This is a genomic window from Acinetobacter sp. YH16051, assembly GCF_013417135.1.
Classification (GTDB): Bacteria; Pseudomonadota; Gammaproteobacteria; order Pseudomonadales; family Moraxellaceae; genus Acinetobacter; species Acinetobacter towneri.
This window is the reverse complement of record NZ_VPEN01000005.1, coordinates 90,526-112,077: the sequence shown is the minus strand read 5'-3', so window position 1 is coordinate 112,077 and position 21,552 is coordinate 90,526. Positions and strand designations below refer to the sequence as shown.

17 protein-coding genes and 1 pseudogene are annotated in these 21,552 nt (G+C 42.4%); 6 read left to right on the top strand and 12 right to left on the bottom strand.

From position 1 onward, the window contains the following. The first annotated feature begins 16 nt into the window (after positions 1 to 16). Complete coding sequence (bfmS, locus tag FTV41_RS06260) at positions 17 to 1,684, top strand: sensor histidine kinase BfmS (protein ID WP_208011914.1); 1,668 nt, start codon at positions 17 to 19, stop codon at positions 1,682 to 1,684. Between the two features lie 91 nt (positions 1,685 to 1,775). On the opposite strand, the gene putP is transcribed toward bfmS, so the two are convergent. The 5 genes from putP to FTV41_RS06235 all read right to left on the bottom strand — a co-directional run bounded on the left by putP (position 1,776) and on the right by FTV41_RS06235 (position 6,607). After that, positions 1,776 to 3,278: a sodium/proline symporter PutP gene (putP, locus tag FTV41_RS06255; RefSeq protein WP_179989220.1), complete on the bottom strand. Its 1,503-nt coding sequence runs from the start codon at positions 3,276 to 3,278 to the stop codon at positions 1,776 to 1,778. Positions 3,279 to 3,499: 221 nt separating this feature from the next. Further along, positions 3,500 to 4,357, bottom strand: coding sequence for an SPFH domain-containing protein (locus tag FTV41_RS06250; protein ID WP_004972306.1), 858 nt, complete (start codon positions 4,355 to 4,357; stop codon positions 3,500 to 3,502). Between the two features lies 1 nt (position 4,358). Beyond that, positions 4,359 to 4,844, bottom strand: coding sequence for an NfeD family protein (locus FTV41_RS06245; protein WP_096902094.1), 486 nt, complete (start codon positions 4,842 to 4,844; stop codon positions 4,359 to 4,361). 129 nt (positions 4,845 to 4,973) lie between these two features. Next, positions 4,974 to 5,891 carry a patatin-like phospholipase family protein gene (locus FTV41_RS06240; protein ID WP_096902052.1) on the bottom strand — a complete coding sequence of 306 codons (918 nt, stop codon included), beginning with the start codon at positions 5,889 to 5,891 and terminating at the stop codon, positions 4,974 to 4,976. Positions 5,892 to 5,953: 62 nt separating this feature from the next. Beyond that, positions 5,954 to 6,607: a 1-acyl-sn-glycerol-3-phosphate acyltransferase gene (locus FTV41_RS06235; protein WP_004972299.1), complete on the bottom strand. Its 654-nt coding sequence runs from the start codon at positions 6,605 to 6,607 to the stop codon at positions 5,954 to 5,956. Between the two features lie 227 nt (positions 6,608 to 6,834). Here FTV41_RS06235 and FTV41_RS06230 point away from each other — a divergent pair, with 227 nt between their 5' ends. Continuing rightward, positions 6,835 to 8,118: an MFS transporter gene (locus tag FTV41_RS06230; RefSeq protein WP_179996290.1), complete on the top strand. Its 1,284-nt coding sequence runs from the start codon at positions 6,835 to 6,837 to the stop codon at positions 8,116 to 8,118. 270 nt (positions 8,119 to 8,388) lie between these two features. Here the strand turns inward: FTV41_RS06230 and FTV41_RS06225 are convergent, their stop codons facing one another. After that, positions 8,389 to 9,066, bottom strand: coding sequence for a YetF domain-containing protein (locus FTV41_RS06225; RefSeq protein WP_131260696.1), 678 nt, complete (start codon positions 9,064 to 9,066; stop codon positions 8,389 to 8,391). 149 nt (positions 9,067 to 9,215) lie between these two features. Between FTV41_RS06225 and FTV41_RS06220 the strand changes: the two are divergent. Continuing rightward, a pseudogene (locus FTV41_RS06220) lies at positions 9,216 to 9,604 on the top strand (endonuclease domain-containing protein). A gap of 148 nt (positions 9,605 to 9,752) precedes the next feature. On the opposite strand, the gene FTV41_RS06215 reads toward FTV41_RS06220, so the two are convergent. Beyond that, on the bottom strand, positions 9,753 to 10,328 hold the full coding sequence (locus FTV41_RS06215) for a hypothetical protein (RefSeq protein WP_136144609.1): 576 nt from the start codon (positions 10,326 to 10,328) through the stop codon (positions 9,753 to 9,755). Positions 10,329 to 10,392: 64 nt separating this feature from the next. Further along, on the bottom strand, positions 10,393 to 13,287 hold the full coding sequence (locus FTV41_RS06210) for a valine--tRNA ligase (RefSeq protein WP_179996289.1): 2,895 nt from the start codon (positions 13,285 to 13,287) through the stop codon (positions 10,393 to 10,395). A 251-nt stretch (positions 13,288 to 13,538) separates the two neighbouring features. On the opposite strand from FTV41_RS06210, the gene FTV41_RS06205 reads away from it, so the two are divergent. From FTV41_RS06205 to FTV41_RS06195, 3 genes are all read left to right on the top strand, one after another. Next, positions 13,539 to 14,207, top strand: a complete 669-nt coding sequence (locus tag FTV41_RS06205) for a hypothetical protein (protein ID WP_004972289.1) — start codon at positions 13,539 to 13,541, stop codon at positions 14,205 to 14,207. Positions 14,208 to 14,249: 42 nt separating this feature from the next. Beyond that, complete coding sequence (locus tag FTV41_RS06200; RefSeq protein ID WP_096902729.1) at positions 14,250 to 15,056, top strand: SDR family NAD(P)-dependent oxidoreductase; 807 nt, start codon at positions 14,250 to 14,252, stop codon at positions 15,054 to 15,056. A gap of 115 nt (positions 15,057 to 15,171) precedes the next feature. Beyond that, positions 15,172 to 15,906, top strand: a complete 735-nt coding sequence (locus FTV41_RS06195; protein ID WP_096902728.1) for a hypothetical protein — start codon at positions 15,172 to 15,174, stop codon at positions 15,904 to 15,906. A 27-nt stretch (positions 15,907 to 15,933) separates the two neighbouring features. Here the strand turns inward: FTV41_RS06195 and FTV41_RS06190 are convergent, their stop codons facing one another. From FTV41_RS06190 to FTV41_RS06175, 4 genes are all read right to left on the bottom strand, one after another. After that, on the bottom strand, positions 15,934 to 16,395 hold the full coding sequence (locus tag FTV41_RS06190) for a YbjQ family protein (protein ID WP_131260693.1): 462 nt from the start codon (positions 16,393 to 16,395) through the stop codon (positions 15,934 to 15,936). Between the two features lie 31 nt (positions 16,396 to 16,426). Then, positions 16,427 to 16,783, bottom strand: coding sequence for a YbjQ family protein (locus FTV41_RS06185; protein ID WP_004972285.1), 357 nt, complete (start codon positions 16,781 to 16,783; stop codon positions 16,427 to 16,429). A gap of 141 nt (positions 16,784 to 16,924) precedes the next feature. After that, complete coding sequence (gene adeK, locus FTV41_RS06180) at positions 16,925 to 18,370, bottom strand: multidrug efflux RND transporter AdeIJK outer membrane channel subunit AdeK (RefSeq protein WP_179996311.1); 1,446 nt, start codon at positions 18,368 to 18,370, stop codon at positions 16,925 to 16,927. Beyond that, complete coding sequence (locus FTV41_RS06175; RefSeq protein WP_179996288.1) at positions 18,370 to 21,549, bottom strand: efflux RND transporter permease subunit; 3,180 nt, start codon at positions 21,547 to 21,549, stop codon at positions 18,370 to 18,372. Before FTV41_RS06175 ends, adeK begins: the two co-directional genes overlap by 1 nt. Between the last annotated feature and the right edge of the window lie 3 nt (positions 21,550 to 21,552).

Genomic DNA, 21,552 nt, shown 5'->3' with positions numbered 1-21,552 from the left:
ACATAGGACGGGTTTTGTGCTTAAACACAGTATATTCTTGCGCATCTATGCAGGATTGGTGATCTTAGTTGCGGTAGTTGCCATTTTGGCTTACTTATTGGTGCAAATCATCAACTATCAGCGTGCGCAAGAATATCGTGAGTCTTTAACTGATGGTATGGCTTATATTATTAGTGAAGGGATTGCACGACAACAAAACGAACAGCAAAAGAAAGACTGGATTTCTGATGCATCGGATTTGCTAGAATTGCCCATGTATTATGTGCAGGCAGACAAAGTAGATTTGTCGCGCACAGAGCTTCGACGGATTAAAGAACGTAAAGCCGCTGTGCGCTTTGATGCCAAAAATATGATTGCCTATATTATTTTGGGCATGAAAGATGATCCAAGTCATTATTTATATATCAAGGCAGATAAAATCACAGAACGGCAAATGAAAGCATTGCCGATTTTTGTTTTAGATTATTTGGTGTATTACCCAGGTCAGGAAAAAGAATATCTGGCCAAAATTCAGCAGCACTTTTCTTATCCAGTCAATATTAAAAATATTCAGGAACTTCCACTCGATTCAGAACAGATTGGTAGTTTAAGACTCGATCAAAGCATTATTTTATATCGTGACAATGCCACTGTGCGTGGTACAACCATCTCGATTGTGTCACCGATGCCAAACTCCCCCTCAGAAGTTTTGGTTTTAGGGCCTGTACCGTTATTTGACTGGATGCCATTCCAGTTGGCAGCAGGTATTACCTTGCTCAGTATGTTTATGTTGAGTTTAGGGGTTTACGGTCTGATCTTGCCTATGCAGCGTAAAATTCGCCAAGTGAACTATGCCTTAGACCGTACCAAATCGGGCGATTTAAACATGCGTTTGCCTGTAGATGGCACAGATGAAATGGCAAGTTTAGCATCGAGCTATAACAGCATGTCCGACCATATTCAGCGTTTGATTGAGGCGCAGCGTGAACTGATGCGTGCTGTTTCGCATGAGCTGCGCACGCCTGTGGCACGTATCCGTTTTGGTATGGAAATGCTGGCAGAAGAAGATGATTATGAATACCGCTTACAGCAAGTCGAAATGATTGATAAAGATATCGAGGCTTTAAACACCTTGATTGATGAGATCCTGACCTATGCCAAGCTTGAACAGGGCATGCCATCTTTAGAGATTGAAAAAATTGTTTTGGTTGAAGTGCTAGAGCAGGTGGTTACGGAAACCGAAGCGCTGAAAACTCAAAAAGATATTCAGTTGCTTGCACCACCTGTAACGTTGGAAGTGGAAGCTGAACGCCGTTACCTGCACCGTGTGGTACAGAATTTGGTGGGCAATGCAGTCCGTTACTGTGAGCATAAAATTTTGATCAGTGGCGGCATTAACGAGCAAGGCATGGCCTATGTTTGTGTGGAAGATGATGGGCCAGGGATTCCTGAACAAGACCGTGCACGTGTATTTGAAGTCTTTGCCCGTTTGGATGACAGCCGTACCCGCGCTTCAGGTGGTTACGGTTTAGGATTACCTATTGTGAGCCGCATTGCTTATTGGTTTGGTGGGAAGGTTGAAGTCGATCAGAGTCCGAACTTGGGCGGTGCACGTTTTACGATGGTTTGGCCGGCCAAACGGTTTCGTAAGCCAAGAAAAAAAGCCGCAGCAGAGAAAGAAAAAACCACCGATTCATTGACTTGATTTGAGTGCATCAAAACTAATTTTAGACATAAAAAAACCAGTGCAATTCAAGGCACTGGTTTTTTTTATTGCTTTTTTATCTCTATGCAGATCAATCTACAGCTGATTGCGATTCTTTATATTGCTGATCGGCCTGTTCAAAACGGTCTGTCACTTCATGACTTGGTGCTTTGCCCAATAAACTCACCACCACAATCGCAATCCAAGAACACACAAAACCTGGAATAATTTCATAAATACCCGTATCTGCCCAAAGGTTTTTCCAAAGTATCACCATTAGTGCGCCAACAACCATCCCCGCCAATGCACCATTTAAAGTCATGCGTTTCCAGAACAAAGACAGAATAATCAGCGGGCCAAATGCTGCACCGAAGCCTGCCCAAGCATAAGAAACCAATCCCAAGACTTTCGATTCAGGATTACCCGCCATACAAATAGCAAGCAGTGCAATCATGAGAACCATGCCACGTCCGACCCAGACCAATTCATTTTGTGAAGCATTTTTGCGTAAGAAAGATTTGTAAAAATCTTCAGTTAAAGTACTTGAGCAGACCAAAAGTTGACAGCTTAGGGTACTCATCACAGCAGCTAAAATTGCCGCCAGTACCACACCTGCTACCCACGGGTTAAACAGAATTTTGGTAAGTTCCATAAATACTGTTTCAGGGTTGGCATTGACCACACCTGCCAGTTCAGGATGTTGTTGGAAGTAGGCGATACCAAAAAAGCCCGCAGCCACCGCACCGCCTAAACATAAGGTCATCCATGTCATGCCAATACGACGTGCATTCGGAATAGACTTGACTGAATCAACTGCCATAAAACGCACTAAAATATGTGGCTGTCCAAAATAGCCTAAGCCCCATGCCATGAGGGAAATGATCGCGACCCAGCTTAAATCTCCGACTAAATTCAGCGCCTGCGGACGAGCCGCTTCTAAAGCAAGTGTGACTTGGCTTAGGTCAGAAAAGCTGAGTAGGGTAATGATAGGGGTCAGCAAGAGCGCAAAAATCATCAAGCCAGCCTGAATGGTGTCCGTCCAGCTGACTGCCAAGAAACCACCAATAAACACATAGCTGATGGTGGCAATAGCACTAATCCACAATGCAGTGCTATAAGGCAGATCAAACATACTTTCAAATAAGCGCGCACCTGCAACCATGCCCGAAGCACAATAAATCGCAAAGAAAATTAGAATTACGCAGGCAGATACAATCCTTAAAATTTTTCTTTGATCATTAAAACGGTTAGAAAAATAATCAGGCAAAGTCAGTGCATTGTGCTGTACTTCGGTGTGTACTCGTAAACGACCTGCCACCAAAAGCCAGTTTAGCCATGCGCCAATAATCAGACCAACGGCAATCCACATTTCAGACAAACCTGAAAGATAAATGGCACCGGGTAAGCCCATCAGCAACCAGCCACTCATATCGGATGCGCCTGCAGAAAGTGCAGTGACAAAACTGCCAAGGCGACGACCACCTAAAATGTAGTCCGAGAAATTTCGAGTCGCGCGATAAGCTAATAAACCAATGACAATCATGGCGACAATATAAAACAGGAAAGTAATAATGGTGGGGTTGAGTGCGCTCATACAGTATCCATTTGGGTTTTGGACAGTCGATGAAAATACAGACTGCTGCTAGACGTGAGTCACTCAATTTTGTGAGTGCAGAGATCTCATCTGCGGTGCTGATTTCATCAAGAAACGCGAAATTTAACCATACATTAAAAAATATTTCAGATTTTTTTCTGAATGGGCATAAAATAGGCAGCTTGAAAGCTGCCTATCATCTTGATGTTTATCTGATTTGCTTATGGATTATTGCGACCCATAACACCACGAATGGTATTCAGGACATCTGCAGGTAAGACCACAGTTTTGGCATTGTTGGATTTCGCCATATCTTGCATGGCTTTTACATATTGCTCACCCAATAAGTACGCCACAGGAATTTCTTTATCACCTACCGCAGAGCTGACCATTTCAATGGCACGTTGAGAAGATTCTGCCAATACAACTTGCGCTTCTGCATCACGACGTGAAGCTTCCAAACGACCATCGGCTTCTAAAATAGCCGCTTGTTTTTCACCATCGGCTTTGGTTACGGTAGCACGACGCTGACGTTCTGCTGCAGCTTGTTCTTCCATAGCTGCCTGCATGGTATGCGATGGTTTAATATCCTGAATTTCTACAGTTTTAAGGGTAATTCCCCAGTCTGAAATATCATCAGAAATGGCTGCTTTGAGTTTGGCTTTGATGTGATCGCGCGAAGACAAGGCATCATCCAAATCCATTTCACCCACAATAGAACGCAATGAGGTTTGAACAAGGTTTTGAATCGCCCAAGTATAGTTTTCAATGCCATACACTGCTTTTTCAGGAGTCGTGAGATTAATGTACGCTACCGCATTCATGAGCAGAACTGCGTTGTCACGGGTAATGACTTCCTGAGATGGAATATCTAATACAATATCTTTGGTGGTGACTTTATAGGCCACTTCATCGACATAAGGAATGACGAAGTTAAGTCCCGGTGCAAGTGTGGTGTGGTATTTACCCAGACGTTGCACAATCCACTTATAACCTTGCGGAACAATTCGCACGCCTTTAAAAATGGTAATTCCAACAAAGGCTAAAATCGCTAAAACAATAATAGATCCACCAGACATTTTAATTTCTCACTTTTTCGTTGTCATGTGCGCTGTGATGCGGCTGCACCACCAAATCATTACCCAAAATATCAATCACGCGAATACGATCTCCCACTTGCACAGGGCTTGTGGTGCGGCAGTTCCATTCGTCTGAACCAAGTACGGGCATCGGGAAACGGACTTTAATTTGATCATGTTCCAAGTTGGTTTGAATAACCATGCCAATTTGTCCAATAGTGGCTTCGCGTGACAAGCCTGCTTTGGTTTTATCGGTAGATAAGGGTTTGATAAATTTAAACCACGCCAAGGTACACAGTACCGACAAGATAATCCACATCACCAATTGGGTGGTGGTACCCATCATGGGGAACATCCAGTATAAAATACCGACCATGACTGCCCCAATACCAAACCATAAAGCGGCAAACGCAGGCAAGACCAGTTCTGAAAGCATTAACAGAACGCCTAGTACAAACCAGTGCCAAGGTTCAAGAACGAATTCCATACATCTACTCGCGTATTTTTACGATTGGTTAATTCTAATTGCTTAGAGAAACGCATCGACTTAAAAAGATGCGCTCTCATCACTTTAACAGATCAATAAGTTTATGAATATTAAAAAAATCACTGAATCCTAAAATTTCGGACGCGGTGCAGGTTTCAGCGCGGCAGGTGATTTTTTAAAGTTATTGATGGCTTGCAGAATTGCTTTGACCTGTAATTGTGCGGCTTTTTCACCTTCTAAAATGGTTTGGTTACTGGCTTTTAAATCTAGAGTACCAATATGTCCAACTTTAGGTTGAATCACGATATTGGCCTGCGCCAATTCCTGATTGATGCTTTGCTGCCCCATAATATTGAGGGTTTGATCGAGTAAGCCCCACATGCTGACAGGTTGATTGCCTGTCGGACGTGCAGAAATATCCACTGCAATGACTAAGTCGGCACCCATCGCTTTAGCCGTCTGTACGGGAATTGGGCTGACCAAGCCGCCATCCACATATTGTGTTCCGCCAATGGTGGCAGGTACAAAAACATTCGGAATACTGCAAGAGGCACGTACGGCTTGACCAGCATTGCCTTTAATAAAGTCGGCTTTACGTCCATTATCTAAACGTGTGGCAACGGCAGCAAAACGAATTGGAAATTTTTCAATCGGTTTATTTGCCACGTGTTGATTGACAAAGTCTTGTAACTTTTGACCTGCAATAAAACCCTGACGGTTTAAGGTTAAATCACGAATGTCGGATTCTTTAAAGGTTAGGGCAATATGTTGGAGCTGATAAGGACTTTTACCACTGGCGTATAAACTGCCGACAAAGCTGCCTGCACTGGTGCCTGTGACAATTTTTGGTTTAATCCCGTGAGACTCTAAAACTTTAATGACGCCAATATGTGCAAAACCTTTAGCACCACCGCCACCCAGCGCCAGTGCAATTACAGGTTCACGTGCTTGGATAGGTGTGGTGCTTGGCGGTGTTTTTGTTGTTTTGTCGCAGCCAGCCAAAGTTAGAGCTAGTACGCCCACTAAAGAATAACGAATCAGTTGCATATCAAATCTAAATTTAGATCAAAGAATATTGCGCCCATCTGAACAAAAAATAGAAACTTTGACTAGCCCTTTTTCAAAAGCTTTTGTAACGGTTTTGCCAACCAATGTGGATTTTTAGCCGAAAACTTGCCGTGATATTGCGTATAAATTGCATCTAAATCTTGAGCATAATCGCCCGTAGGATGAAACACGCCCAAAATATGAATGGTTTTGTGTGCATAATCAAAAGAGAACATCACAATTGGGATATTGGCGCCGTAGGCAATATGGTAAAAGCCACTGCGGATATTTTCGGCTTGTTTACGTGTGCCTTCGGGCGCCATACCAATCCAGATTTTTTCTTTTTTTCGTACAATCTCAATAATATCTTGGGTATGTCCTTGAGGAGAATGGCGCACCACAGGAATTACCCCAATCCAGTTTAAAAGTGGCTTGAGTGGGGTTTCAAATAAAGTGTGCTTACCAAAAATAGTAATTTGAATACCTAAACCGAGTAGGGCGGTAAAACCATGCCACGCATCAATATTTGACGTATGCGGTGAGATAATAGCAACTGCTTTGGGCAAGTTGGGAAATTCGCCCACCATTTGCCAGCCTTGCGCCAAAAAAATATTTTTAAATAAAGCACGACTGCTGGCTGTTCCACGTTGTGGCACTTGGTCGGGTAACTGTGGAAATTGCCGTGCACTGCGTGCAAAAGGATTGGTGATTTTCATGAATGCGATGTCATCCTGACGTGCGTGATTAACAACAATAAATACCCAATATCATGACGCATGAATCTAAATCTATTCAAGATATTAGACTTTCGCTTTGTCTGATTCATTGGCAAAATAGTCGAAATCTGAATGTGAAAGTGATGAAAAATAACAATCCATTATTCAAAATTTTAGTGTAGTACTGCGTTTTTTTGATCTTTTGCCCATATCTAAATTGAGATGCTATGCCCAATTTGCGCCAAACTTATTTGTTGTTATTTTCTCTGTATTGGGCGCAGGGCTTGCCTGTTGGTTTTATGACCCATGCCTTGCCTGTGATTTTACGTGCGCAAGGTGTGTCTTTGGCACATATTGGCGGTTTCGGTTTGTTAATGCTGCCATGGTCAATCAAAGTGTTTTGGGCACCTTTGGTGGATCGCTTTGGACATTCATATTTTGGGCATTATCGTAGCTGGATTTTGCCGTGCCAGTGGCTGAGTGTTTTGGTGCTGATTGGGCTGTCCTTTTTACCGATTGAGTCCTTAAATCATCCTATATATTTGTGGGTGTTTTTTGTGGCTTTGCTCGGTATGAACTTGGTCGGTGCAACCCAAGATATTGCCACCGATGGTTTGGCGGTCAATATTTTACAAGCCAAACAGCAACATTGGGGTAATACCTTTCAGGTGGTTGGTTCACGACTGGGCTTTATTGTGGGTGGTGGTGCAATTCTGTGGGCATTGGATTGGCTAGATTGGCAAAAAACTTTCTTAATTTTAGCGGGATTGGTGTTTTTAAATACCTTGCCAATTTTAATGTTTAAAGAGCCACAACATGCTGCTAAACAAGTGCTTGTTCAAGCTCAAAGTAAAATGTCATTTCACGCACGTCTTGCTGCGATTCGTGAATATCTGCGCTATTTTGTGGAAACGCCTGTACTGTACGCATGGCTATGGGTGTTACTCAGCTTTAAAATTGCCGATGGTTTGGCTGGCCCTTTATTAAAACCTTTAATGGTAGATTTAGGCTTAAGCTTTTCTCAAATTGGCATTTATGTGACCATGTTGGGAGCAATGGCCGCTTTGTTGGGTGCTGGCATCGCAGGGTTGATGCTGAAATGGTGGTCTAGAGCGCATGCCCTCATCATTTTTTCTGTGCTTAAAATTTTGAGTTTAGTGGCCTATGCTTATTTGGCTGAATTGTATGAACAGCAAGTTGATGTGGCACACTGGCTGATTTATAGCATTAATGCTGCGGAAGATTTTTGCTCTGCCATGTTACTTGTAGTGATGCTAACCTTGATTATGCAGTACAGTCGTAAACAATATGCAGGGACTGATTTTACATTTCAGGTTGCGATTATGGCGACTGTGAGCGGGGTACTTTATACCCTGAGTGGAATCTTAGGCGATGCTTTAGGCTACGCGAATTATTTACTGTTGATTTGTATTGTTGCGATTCTATGCTTTGTACTGATCTGGAAATGGGCAAAGCTTGCGAAAAGCGTTCAATCATCAGCACTTGAATAACAAGGTAGATCATCAAGACAGGATGACAGACCTAAACCACGTTAAAAAGTCATTGCGTGGAAAAAATAAAAGCGACCTTTAAAGAGTCGCTGGAGTATAAAAGGTATCCACATTAAAGCCAATACCGACCTCGTTTTTGTATTTTCAAAAATTATTATTTGCGCTTTCAGTGCTTCTCTTCGGCAGCGCAGGCAGTATAACGTTAAATTATGACAATCCTGCGACAATTTAAGTCGCATAGAGGTGTGTTGCAGCTAAAATCAACATATTCTAGCTGCGATATGCAGTATTGATTGCCAGTGTCCATTGTTGGTGATTACAACGCGGACAGACTTCATTGGCGTGTTCAAGTAAACGGACATGCCCACAATACATGCAGGCATAATACGTGTTTGGAGTTGTGCGGTTCACGGGTTGGTAAGCTTTAGGGAATAAGGGTAAACCATAGCGTGTGGCACCGCCATGAAAAAACAACATGCTGAATTTTCCATCACTTTCTAGTAAGCCAACACGTACTTGCCCTAAATGCTCCACGCCTTGTTGGCGCATTTCGGCAAAGAATTCATCATGCGACATTTTACCGTACTTAATTTTTTCTAAGACCAATTCACCATCTTCTACAATATATAGCGATTTACCTTCAATCAAATCTTCAAAGGGTTGGTATTTCATCATGAGCCATGTGGTCAGGCGATACATCCCAATCACCACTGTCATCACCACCAAGGCATGTACCAAGGGTAAATCTTCAGTGAACATAGGGTCGCCCGCAATAGAACCGAGCGATAAAATAATGGCCAATTCAAAAATAGAAAGCTGGCGTACTCCGCGTTTTCCTGTGAGGCGTAAAAATAGAATAATCATGCCAAACATGAGTGCAGCACGAATCATTAATTCTGCAACAAATGTCCATGTGGTGTCGTGAATGAAGATGGTGAACCAATCCATAGATTGTCTATTTTGTTATTTTGATGCTTGATACTATGCTTAAATTGAGTGGGTAAAATAGTGGTTTTGAGTAAAGAACTGCAATTATTTTAGTGGTTTAGAAACATAGAAATTTGTTATATTGCCTAAAAACTATAAATACAAAAATAATGAATCAGAAGATGAATTCACAACTATTACAATTTGCCAAATCTATGCGTCATGCTGCTACGGATGCTGAAAATTTGCTGTGGCAACTACTTAGTGCAAACGCTTTATGGTGCTCAAATTTAGACGTCCGTAGATGATTGAACCGTATATTGTAGATTTTTACTGTCATGAGATTGGCTTGGTCATTGAGTTGAATGGCGGTCAGCACAATACGGAAAATGGTCAGGCTTATGATGTCGAGCGCACTCAGTTTTTAGAGACTTTGGGCTTAACTGTCGTGCAGTATTGGAATTCTGATGTGTTGGGAAGGGTGGATGTGGTGTTGGAGGATTTGTGGCAGGTGTGTTCTGAATTGAAAAATACCTCTTTTATTAAAGAGGTATTTTGAAAATTATCGACGATTGCTTGATTCAAAATCTACACGGGGATCAGCACTTTCCGTAGTTACTCTGTAATTTGACGGTAAATTAACAGAATCTTTAACCCATGTAGGTCTAGGACGGCTAGAAGCTGTTAGGGTTGTTAAAGTATTTTGATTATTTCTTGATGTAGAGTTTTGAGAGTTCTGTGTATGTCTGGACATTGCATTCTCCCGTTAACCATAAAATTAATAGATATAGACATAATATGCTAAAAATAGCTGCTGCACAATTAATCTCTGAATAAGCTTTTTCTAAAGCAATAACTTTGTCTTCAAGCATTTGGGCATTTCGAGAAATTAAATCCTGATAAATTTCTCCCATATACCACAGGCATGTTCTTTCGTCATTATCCATAAAAGTGTTAATTAAATTGGTGTCATCCAACGGAACTTTTTCTAGTGCAGAAAGACTAAGTACTTTTGCAATTTTATACCAACAGCTTAGAATTGCTATAAACAAGATTACACATAAAATATATAAAATCCATTTAGTTAATGAAGTGCAAGCATAAGCAGTAAAAGTTTCTAACTTGGTTAGTGCTGCTGAGTAGGCAACTATCACAATACCAACCATTGTTGAATATTTAATTGCTTTATCATCCAGTGATTTACTTCTATCGATCTCTAGTTGATATTCATGCTTGGAAACTTCAAATAGAATTTTATATTTATTGATGTCATCTTGGCTCATATTGAAAAACAAAGGGCTGAATAATCAGCCCTTTATACACAAATTAGATCAAGCTAACAACACATTAAAGCGCTGCAATCTGCTCCATATTCGCTTTAATTTTCGCTAACTGATCAGCAAACTCAGCAAGTTTCACTTTCTCGCCTTCAACCACAGCCGCAGGGGCTTTCGCCACAAAACCTTCATTTGCAAGTTTAGTTGCAATTTGGTCATGCTGCTTTTGAACCTTGTCTAAGTCTTTTTGTAGACGACCCAATTCTGCTTTCGGGTCAATCAAACCCTTCATTGGAACGAATACAGACACGTGACCGACTACAGAAGAAGAAGACAATGGTGGTTGTTCACCATCTGCCAAGAAGGTAATGCTTTCAACTTTCGCCAATGCTTTAAACAACGGTTCAATACGAGAAATTTGTGCTTTTTCTGCTTCAGTCGTGTTCTGTAAAAGTACAGGCAATAAACGTGCATTACCTAGACCCATTTCACCACGAATGTTACGCACCGCACCAATCAAACCTTGTAGCCATTGCATATCTGCTTCGGCTTGTTCGTTGATTTTGGCTTCATCTGCAACAGGGTAGTTTGCCAACATAATGGTTTCGCCACCCAAGCCAATCATTGGCGCAAGGGTTTGCCAAATTTCTTCAGTTAAGTACGGCATGATTGGATGAGCAAGACGTAAAGAAGCTTCCATCACCGCAAGCAATACACGACGAACTTCGGCTTTGCGTTCTTCAGAAACAGACTCATCATTCAGAACAGGTTTGGTTAGCTCTACATACCAGTCGCAGTATTCATTCCAAATAAAGTCATAAATCGCTTGCGCAGCCAAGTCTAAACGGTAAGTTGCAAACGCTTGATGAACAGCTTGCTCTGCCTTTTGTAAACGGCTCACAATCCACTGTTCAGGCAATTCCCAAAGGTCTTGACGTGCCTCTTGACCAACCGTTTGACCTTCAACATTCATCAATACAAAACGGGTAGCATTCCAAATTTTGTTGGCAAAGTTACGATAACCTTCCACACGTTTCATATCAAACTTGATGTCACGACCTGTATTTGCCAATGCGCAGAAGGTAAAACGAACCGCGTCTGTGCCATAAGCCTGAATCCCTTCTGGGAATTCTTTGCGGGTCGATTTTTCAATTTTCGCTGCTTGTTTCGGGTTCATCAAACCCGTCGTACGTTTCTGTACTAAAGTTTCAAGATCTACACCGTCAATCAAGTCTAATGGGTCAAGCACGTTGCCCTTAGACTTCGACATTTTTTGACCTTCGCTGTCACGTACCAAACCGTGAACGTAAACTGTTTTGAACGGTACTTGTGGCGTGCCATCTTCATTCTTCATGAAGTGCATGGTCATCATGATCATACGCGCCACCCAGAAGAAGATGATGTCAAAACCTGTCACCAATACATCAGTGGAGTGGAAGGTATTTAAGAAGTAGTTTTCTGCATCTTTCTTGGCATCACCCGTCCAACCTAAGGTCGAGAATGTCCATAGTGCAGAGGAGAACCATGTATCCAGTACGTCTTCGTCTTGGTTTAATTGAACATCGGCAGGGATATTATTTTTCGTACGAACTTCTTCTTCGTTACGACCTACATAAACATTGCCTTCAGCATCGTACCAAGCAGGAATACGGTGACCCCACCACAATTGACGCGAGATACACCAGTCTTGAATGTTGTTCATCCACGCCATATACATATTGCTGTATTGCTCAGGCACGAACTTGATGCGACCATCTTGCACCGCTTCAATTGCAGGTTGCGCTAACGGTGCAATTTTCACATACCATTGGTCAGTCAATAATGGCTCAACAATTACGCCCGAACGGTCACCGCGAGGTGGTTTCAAGGTGTACGGTTGGATTTGATCTAACCAACCTTCGCTTTCCGCTTGTTCAACTAATTTTTTACGTGCTTCAAAACGCTCTAAACCAATGTAGTCTGCAGGTGCAGGAATGGTTTTAGAAATTTGTTCGCCTGCTTTCGCAATATATTCAAACTCAGCCAATACTTCAGCATTTTTGTTGAAGATATTGATGATTGGCAATTCGCAGCGTTTACCCACTTCATAGTCATTGAAGTCGTGTGCAGGGGTAATTTTTACACAACCTGTACCGAATTCTTTATCGACATACTCATCTTTTACGATTGGAACGGCACGACCTGTAATTGGGAGGATGATGTTTTGACCAACAAGGTGCGAGTAACGCTCATCATCAAGGGCAACCGCAACCGCAGTATCACCCAGCAATGTTTCAGGACGAGTGGTTGCCACTACAATGTGATCTTTACCATCGTGAGTGCGTAGTGATTTATCTTCAAAGAAATATTTGAAGTGCCACAATGAACCTTGTTCTTCTTTATCCGACTCAACTTCTAAGTCAGAAAGGGCAGTTTGTAATTTTGGATCCCAGTTTACAAGGCGTTTGCCGCGGTAAATTAAACCTTCTTCGTGTAATTTCACGAAAACTTCTTTCACCGCATTCGATAAGCCTTCGTCCATAGTGAAGCGTTCACGTGACCAATCTACCGAAGAACCTAAACGGCGGATTTGACGGGTAATGTTACCGCCAGATTGTTCTTTCCATTCCCAGACTTTTTCGATGAATTTTTCACGACCTAAGTCATGGCGGCTGATATTTTGCGCGCCCAATTGACGCTCTACTACCATTTGTGTGGCAATACCCGCGTGGTCTGTACCCGGTTGCCATAAAGTATTTTTACCCGACATACGGTTAAAGCGCGTGAGGGCATCCATAATGGCGTTGTTAAAACCATGACCCATGTGCAAGCTACCTGTGACGTTTGGCGGCGGAATCATGATACAGAATGATTCGCCTTTTTCAGACGGCTTAAAGTAGCCGTTTTCTTCCCAAGTCTTGTACCATTTTTTCTCGATCTCGGTAGGATCGTAGGTTGTAGCAATATTTTGCGCTGAATCAGTCATAGTAAGAACAGGTTAAAAGTGAATAAAAAATTGCAACTATTGTAGCAAAAAAATTGCCCGCTAAGCGAGATTCAACTCAGCCAAACTTATCGCAATTGGCAGTTGGGCAAACTCATCGTATGATGGGCGACAAGTATGATAAAAACTTCAAGTTCTCCGTTGCCTGTAACACTGTTTTAAACTGGGTTTAAGCAATGGATTTTAAAATAGATGAAAACACATCAATATGGTCAAAATAGGCAAGTTCAGTTATGACTTATGCTGTATCTTTAAAATTAAAACCAGAAACATATCAAAGATTTCAACACATTCATCAACAACTCAATGCAGGTGAATCGGAAAGTTTATCTAAAGCTTTGGGGGCGGTACTGACCGATATTTCTTGTGAAATTATTGAGCAACTTTTTGGTGAATTGTCACGTTCTAGTCATTCACTGGATGGTGAATCTGAAAAAATTATTCAGCAAGTCATACAAACCATGCAAAAATATATGCCATGGTCGGTGTCGTTTTTTGGCAATGAACGCTTAACGCCTATGGTGAATTATCTGGCAAGCATGATGTATCAGCAGGAAGGGCAAGGTTTTGTGACTTATCCTGTCGATAGTATTGTTATGAAAGAAACGTTGGGTTGTATTGAGCAAATTCGGCAGGGCAACAGTGCATGTATTGCGCCTGCATTTAAAGGGTTTACTCAAATTATTGATCAGGGCGTAGGTTATTTAATTCGTGATCCGAAAAAAATGCTGAAATTTAATTTGGTGGTCGATAAAACTTTAAACGGCGTGATTCATTTGACTACGCAACTGGGGTATAAACGCCTAGAAAAAATGGGTGCGCAATTCGATTTGGAAAGTGCAGAGATATATTTAAACCATTTTCTTGGGTTTTTGCAGCATCCTGCAAAACCTAAGACTTAAATTTTGATGACTTAAATTTTTAAATAACGCGGACAAACGGTTATGGCAAAACGGGAAAACTTGGAACATAAAGTGGTGTGGATTACAGGTGCATCTTCTGGCATTGGTAAGGCATTGGCAAAAGAGTGTGCTTTACAAGGTGCACAAGTGATTTTAACCGCACGTCGTTATGAAGAACTTGAAAAAGTACGCGTGAGTTTGCTGAATCCTGAACGTCATCTTTCTGTATGTGCAGATATTACCAATGAAAGTCAGGTGTTACATGCGTATGAACAAGTTTTGGCACGTAAAGGACGCATTGACTGGCTAATTAATAATGCAGGTTTAAGTCAGCGCGCTTTAATTGCTGATACGACCATGCAGACTGAACGCACCATTATGGAAGTGGATTATTTTTCTCAGGTCTTTCTGACCAAAACTGTCTTGCCGACCTTTTTACAGCAAAAACATGGTCGCATTATTTTTGTATCTAGTGTTGCAGCATTATTGGGTACGCAATATCGCGCGTCATATTCTGCAGCGAAAAGTGCCATTCACATGTGGGCGAATAGTTTGCGTGCCGAAGTAGCGGAGCAGGGCGTACAGGTTTCAGTTGTTTTCCCAGGATTTGTGAATACCAAGGTGTCTTTTAATGCGTTGAATGGTGAAGGCAAACCACAAGGACATCAAGATGAAGCCATTGAAAATGGTTTAGATGCCGATGTTTTTGCTAAAAATACAGTTAAAGCACTCATGGCAGGCGATGAATATATCGTGGTCGGGGGCGCTAAAGAAAAACTGGGCGTGTTGGTGTCGCGTTTATCGCCAAGTACTTTATATAAAATGATTCGTAAAACCAAAGTGAAGTAATTTTTAATCAAAGTGACTTCAAAATAAAATAATAAAAACAAAAAGAAGGATGAGCCATGCGTTTAATAATGAAAGGTTTTTTTTTATCAGCGCGTGGCTTTTCGCTTTCTTAGGGATGACTCAAACGACATTTGCCAAATTACAAACAAACGATGATTCGTTGTGTAAACAACCTGAATATATTGAAAAGATTTTACGACAGCACACAAATACAACCACAGTGAATGAGGACTTTTTGGCTTGTGCAGATTTCCCCAATGTTACTGAACAAACTTTAATTGCTTATGCTGAAACTCAGACAAAAGATGATCAACCTGTAGATGATTATCAGCTGACTTTTTTAACCGTAAATAGTAAAACGCAAAAGCTTCATTCAATCTATCACGTGAAAGAGCTTTTGCCTTCAGATGCAATTGAACTGCGTTCTATCCATTTAGATTTGGCGCCGTATCAAGTTTCTGAAAGCTTAAGGGCAATTGGTTTAAGAAGGAATTATGCAGGACGTTCAAGTGCCAATCCTTTTTCGGCGCAAGTACTCGATTTATATGATTTACAACATAACAAGAAAATTTTAAACGGCTTAATCGTAGCGCGCTATCAGGCAGAAACCGATACACGTTGTAATGCCAAAGTAATAGAAAGCAAAGCTATTTTAATGATCTTGCGAAATACAACTCGACAATATTTTGATATGCAATTACGTGATCGTATTCAACATTATGAAATGTCGGGCGATTTAGAAAATTGCAAAGAAACTAAACGAGTGTCTACTCAACAGCGTTTCACTTTAAAATTTGATGGTCGGCAATATCAAATTCCTCAGCCTTATCGAGATCAGTATTTATACTAAATTCTTTACAAACGCTGAAAGATGTACTCAGCGTTTTGCAGAGAATTGACTAACGCTATTTTGAACCGCCGTTCCATAAGCAAAGACTTCGACCATGCCGCCTTGCATCCCCAATTCTGTGGTGCTTAAACGCAGCCCCATAATATGATTTGCGCCCATTTTTTCAGCTTCTAATTTTAAACGGACGATGGCTTCACGACGCGCCCGCTCGACAATACTTTCATAACTGGTCAAGCGCCCGCCAAAGAAGTTCTGAATATTGGCAATCACAAACTTAAAATAATCATGAGAAATGACCACATTGCTGTGTATCAATTGCCCAAAATTGGGACTGGTCTGGAAGCGGTTATTATCAAGCTGAATATAACTTAAACGCAGTTCTTGCTCGGCTAAATATTTGAAATGTTTGCGTTCGTTGTGTCGCCCAAAACCAAAGCCTACGGCAAATAAAATCGCAAAGACAACAATTTGCAGAATTAAATTATCCATGTGATGTTATTCCTGTTCAATAATCTTTGCTTTAGTGTGATGCTGGAAATGGGTCTGGAAGTTTAGGAATATCTGCCTCGACCACCACTGCTGTACCATAAACAAACAATTCCGAAGCACCTTGAGCGATATTTGAAGTAGAAAAGCGAATCCCAACAATAGCATTGGCACCTAAACCACGTGCTTTAGCAATCATACGATCCATCGCTTCTTGGCGTGATTCTTCTAGTAATTCGGTATAAGCCGTTAATTCACCACCGACAATATTTTTGAGTCCTGCCAAGAAGTCACGCCCCACATGCTTACTGCGTACGGTGCTGCCATAGACCACATCAATTTGCCGTGAAATACGATGACCTGGTACAGATTCAAGATTACTAAGCAACATAAGATTCTAATATTTAAAAACAAGACGTATTGAAGATATGAAATGTGCTTGCAAAAAGCAATAAAAAAGCCCACCGAAGTGAGCTGATTTAGTCTTTATATCTGAGCTGTTAAGCAGCAAATTTAAGGTAGACGCAAAGACTTATTGCACTTTACGTTCTGCCGATGATGCAGGTTGTGATGTGGCATCTGAAGTGTTGGCTTTCACACCGCCACCCAAAGATTTATACAACTCCACCTGATTGTTCAAATTGGCTTGTTCCAACAACAATAAACCTTGTTCTGCTGCATAAGACGTACGCTGTGCATCCAACACGGTTAAATAGTTGTCAATGCCTGCGCGGAAGCGTGCATTAGATAATTTATAAGTGGTATTGGTCGCATCAACCAAGCGTTTTTGTGCCGCTAAACGATCACCAATATTTTGACGAACTGCCAAAGCATCATTCACTTCACGGAATGCAGACTGAATTGATTTTTCATAGTCAGCCAAAGCAATTTGTTGATCCGTTTCTGAAATTTTGATGTTGGCTTGGCGTGTGCCCCAATCAAAAATTGGCAAGTCGATGCTCGGGCCCACTGCCCAAACAAAACTGCCTGATTTAAACAAATCACTCAAGTCAGTTGATGCATAGCCTGCATTGCCCGTGAGGCTAATGCTTGGGAATAAACGTGCTTTTGCTGCACCAATATTGGCACCCGCAGCCGATAGTCGATACTCTGCAGTACGAATATCAGGACGGTTATTCAGCAAGTCACTTGGTAAGCCAGCGCCAATTGCGGTAGTTTTGGTAATGTGCGTCACACGCTGCGTTGGCAATAACGCACTTGGAACTTGTTCGCCCACCAACAAGTTCAGCAAGTTTTGTGCTTGCGCGACTTGGGTTTTGTAGTTGGCGACATCATTACGTGCAGTTTCAACTGAAATTTGTGCCTGACGGACAGGTAATTCACTATCAATGCCGACATCAAAACGCTTTTTGTTGAGGTTATAAGACTCAAGCTGTGTTTTTAAGGTTTGGTCTGCCAGTTTTAAATTGGCATTGGCAAAAGAATAGTTGAGCCATGCTTGCGCCACCTGACCAATCAAGGCAATTTGTGTGGCATCACGCGAGCTTTGAGTTGCCAAGAAGTTATCTAATGCATTGTCTTTTAAGCTGCGTACACGACCCCAAAAATCTAGTTCGTAGGCAGTTACACCTAAACCAACGTTATAGCGTGTGTGTGTGCCTAAAGCAGTACCTTGGTCTTGACGCAGTACGCCACCGCTAGCACCAATGGTAGGTAACTGGTTGTTTTCGGTAATTTGATAGGCTTGTTGGGCACGTTGGATATTCAGCGTCGCTGTGCGTAAATCACGGTTATTGTTCAATGCCATATCCAAAACTTGTAATAAGCGTTGATCGGCAAAGAAATCTTTATAACCTTGTTCAGCCACTGAAGTACCCGATGCAGCAGCAGTATAGCTGCTTGGAATACTTGCCTGAGCGACGGGCTCTGGCCCACGCATGCTTTGACAGGCTGTCAAAGCAAGCGCAAGGGCAGAAACCGCAATGCCACGGCCTGTAAGAGACCATAAGTTTTGCATCACGATACATGCTCCTGTTGATTTTGTTGTTTTGGTTTGTATTTAAAGATACTTCTGATCCAAACGTAGAACACTGGAATAAAGAAGATCCCTAACAAGGTTGAGCTAATTACACCGCCCAAGACTCCATAACCGACTGAATGTTGGCTACCTGCACCTGCACCAGATGAAAGAGCAAGTGGCAATACACCAAAACCGAAGGCAAGGGTGGTCATAATAATTGGACGTAAACGCATTTTTGCAGCATGCAAAGTGGCTTCAAATAGGTCTTCACCTTTTTCTTGTAGCTCTTTGGCAAATTCTACAATCAAAATGGCGTTTTTCGCAGACAAACCAATCACAGCAATAATTGCCACTTGGAAGTAAATGTTGTTGGATAGGTTCGGGTTTTTGAACAAGATCATGCCCCCGAAGGTAAGCAATAATGCTCCGACAATACCCAACGGTACCACCAACAGCACCGAGAATGGAATAGACCAGCTTTCATACAAGGCTGCCAAACACAAGAATACAATCAGTAATGACAGTGCATAGAGGAATGGTGCCTGATCGCCAGATTCACGCTCTTCAAGTGATAAACCTGTCCATTCATAGTCAAAGCCGTTTAAGCCCATAGATGGTAGTTTTGCGACAATTTCTTCCATCGCTTGCATGGCTTCACCAGAGCTGACACCTGGCGCAGGCGCACCCTGAATGTTCTTGGCAGATACGCCGTTATAGCGTTCCAAACGAGGTGAACCATAAGTCCATTCGCCTGTTGCAAAGGCTGAGAATGGCACCATTTCACCACGGTTGTTGCGGACATACCACTTGTTCAGGTCTTCAGGCATCATGCGTGAATCAGATTCGGCTTGCACATAGACTTTTTTCACGCGACCACGGTCAATAAAGTCATTGATGTACGAACCACCCCAAGCCATGCCCATGGTGCTGTTGATTTCAGCAATGCTGACACCTGCCGCACCTGCTTGCGCTTGGTCAATAATAATACGGTACTGTGGTGTATCTTCTTGACCATTTGGACGTACGCCCATTAAGCGAGGGTCTTTAGACGCTTCACCCAACACAATATTACGTGCCATGGTGAGTTTTTCATGACCATTGCCCGCAGCATCTTTCAGTTGCAAGTTAAAGCCTGAGCTGACACCTAATTCTGGCATCGCAGGAAGCTGTAATGGCATGATGTAAGTGGCATCTTTCACAATCATGTTCAGTGCCATACCACGCTGGATAATTGCACCAACTTGAGATTCAGGGCTTGTACGCTCACTCCAGTCTTTTAACTTAATGAACGCCATACCTGCGTTTTGACCAACGCCTGAGAAAGAGAAGCCTGAAACACTAAATACCGACTGCACATGCTCTTTTTCATTTTCTCTGAAAAAGTTGGTCATGCTGGTCATGGTGGCGTCAGTACGTTCCAAAGTTGCATTTGGTGGGAGTTGTACCAATGTCATCACCACGCCCTGATCTTCATCAGGCAAGAATGATGATGGTAGTTTTTGGAACACTAACACAATAATGCCCAGTACCACTGCATATAAAACCCCCGAGAAGATTTTATGATGCGTCATGCGGTTAACACCACCTTGATATTTAACCGAGAGCTTATCGAAACTGCGGTTAAACCAGCGGAAGAAACGCGCAAAAATACCGTTGCTTTCAGGCTTGTTTGGATCGTGTTGTTTAAGAATCGTGGCACATAGGGCAGGGGTAAAGGTCAACGCTACGACCAGTGACAACACCATTGCAGTCACAAGCGTAATGGAGAATTGACGATAAATAACGCCTGTAGTCCCACCAAAGAATGCCATAGGTACGAATACCGCAGACAATACCGAGGTAATTCCGATCAGTGCGCCTGAAATCTGTTTCATCGACTTTTCAGTCGCCGCCACAGGGTCAAGATGTTCTTCGACCATGACACGTTCTACGTTTTCCACCACGACAATTGCGTCATCGACCAATAGACCAATCGCCAGTACCATGGCAAACATGGTCAGGGTGTTAATCGAGAAGCCAAACATGTTGATCACGGCAAAGGTACCCAGTACCACCACAGGTACGGCCATAGTTGGAATAATTGTGGCGCGCCAGTTCTGCAAGAACAGGAACATCACAATAAAGACCAAAATGATCGCTTCAATTAAGGTTTTAACAACACTCTTAATCGAAAGTTCAATAAATGGCGTGGTATCAAAAGCCAACTCATCCTTTAAACCCGCAGGGTAGTTAGGACGTAATTGCTTGAGGCGTTCTTCCACAGCAGCAGCAGTATCTAGGGCGTTAGCACCTGTAGATAATTTAATTGCGACACCGCCCGCAGGCTTGCCGTTGTATTTAGAAATAAACTGATAGTTGTCTGCACCAAGTTCAATTCGTGCCACATCACCCAAGCGCACTTGAGCGCCTGAAGCGGTATTTTTTAGAAAAATATTGCTGAATTGTTCAGGTGTTTGCAGCAAGCTTTGCGCAGTTACTGTAGCATTCAAAGTCTGACCTTGAATTGCAGGTGCGCCGCCCAATTGACCTACCGCAACCTGTGCGTTTTGGGTACGAATCGCTTGAGCAATATCACTTGGTGTGACTTGCAAGCTCGCCATTTTGGCAGGGTCCATCCAAATACGCATCGCGTATGAGCCACCAAAGACTTGTACTTCACCCACACCTGCAACACGGCTCAGCGGTTCAGAAATGTTAGAGTTAACATAGTCTTTAATATCATCGGCAGACAGGCTTTCATCAGGTGAATAAAAAGCGAGAACCTGTAAGAAGCTCGCTCCTGATTTGGTCACTTTCACGCCTTGACGTTGCACATCATCAGGCAAGAGCGCCGTAGCAGATTGCAATTTGTTCTGTACTTGAACCTGTGCAATATCTGGGTCGATACCTTGTTCAAAGTTTAACGTAATGGATGCAGAACCGTTCCCCGCACTGTTGGATGAAATATAGCGCAGACCATCCAAGCCGTTCATTTGTTGTTCAATAATTTGCGTTACTGTGTTTTCCACAGTTTCAGCAGATGCACCCGGATAGGTTGCAGCAATGGTGACCGTTGGCGGTGCAATGGTCGGATATTGGGCAATTGGCATATTGGTGAGGGTAATAATCCCCGCCAACATGATTACCAATGAAATCACCCATGCAAAAATGGGGCGATGAATAAAAAAGTGAGCCATTAA

Bases quoted from the DNA above. Each gene is read 5' to 3' on its own strand.
- putP (WP_179989220.1), bottom strand. From the start codon at position 3,278: ATGAGCGCACTCAACCCCACCATTATTACTTTCCTGTTTTATATTGTC.
- FTV41_RS06250 (WP_004972306.1), bottom strand. From the start codon at position 4,357: ATGTCTGGTGGATCTATTATTGTTTTAGCGATTTTAGCCTTTGTTGGA.
- FTV41_RS06245 (WP_096902094.1), bottom strand. From the start codon at position 4,844: ATGGAATTCGTTCTTGAACCTTGGCACTGGTTTGTACTAGGCGTTCTG.
- FTV41_RS06240 (WP_096902052.1), bottom strand. From the start codon at position 5,891: ATGCAACTGATTCGTTATTCTTTAGTGGGCGTACTAGCTCTAACTTTG.
- FTV41_RS06235 (WP_004972299.1), bottom strand. From the start codon at position 6,607: ATGAAAATCACCAATCCTTTTGCACGCAGTGCACGGCAATTTCCACAG.
- FTV41_RS06230 (WP_179996290.1), top strand. From the start codon at position 6,835: ATGCCCAATTTGCGCCAAACTTATTTGTTGTTATTTTCTCTGTATTGG.
- FTV41_RS06225 (WP_131260696.1), bottom strand. From the start codon at position 9,066: ATGGATTGGTTCACCATCTTCATTCACGACACCACATGGACATTTGTT.
- FTV41_RS06215 (WP_136144609.1), bottom strand. From the start codon at position 10,328: ATGAGCCAAGATGACATCAATAAATATAAAATTCTATTTGAAGTTTCC.
- FTV41_RS06210 (WP_179996289.1), bottom strand. From the start codon at position 13,287: ATGACTGATTCAGCGCAAAATATTGCTACAACCTACGATCCTACCGAG.
- FTV41_RS06205 (WP_004972289.1), top strand. From the start codon at position 13,539: ATGACTTATGCTGTATCTTTAAAATTAAAACCAGAAACATATCAAAGA.
- FTV41_RS06200 (WP_096902729.1), top strand. From the start codon at position 14,250: ATGGCAAAACGGGAAAACTTGGAACATAAAGTGGTGTGGATTACAGGT.
- FTV41_RS06195 (WP_096902728.1), top strand. From the start codon at position 15,172: ATGACTCAAACGACATTTGCCAAATTACAAACAAACGATGATTCGTTG.
- FTV41_RS06190 (WP_131260693.1), bottom strand. From the start codon at position 16,395: ATGGATAATTTAATTCTGCAAATTGTTGTCTTTGCGATTTTATTTGCC.
- FTV41_RS06185 (WP_004972285.1), bottom strand. From the start codon at position 16,783: ATGTTGCTTAGTAATCTTGAATCTGTACCAGGTCATCGTATTTCACGG.
- adeK (WP_179996311.1), bottom strand. From the start codon at position 18,370: ATGCAAAACTTATGGTCTCTTACAGGCCGTGGCATTGCGGTTTCTGCC.
- FTV41_RS06175 (WP_179996288.1), bottom strand. From the start codon at position 21,549: ATGGCTCACTTTTTTATTCATCGCCCCATTTTTGCATGGGTGATTTCA.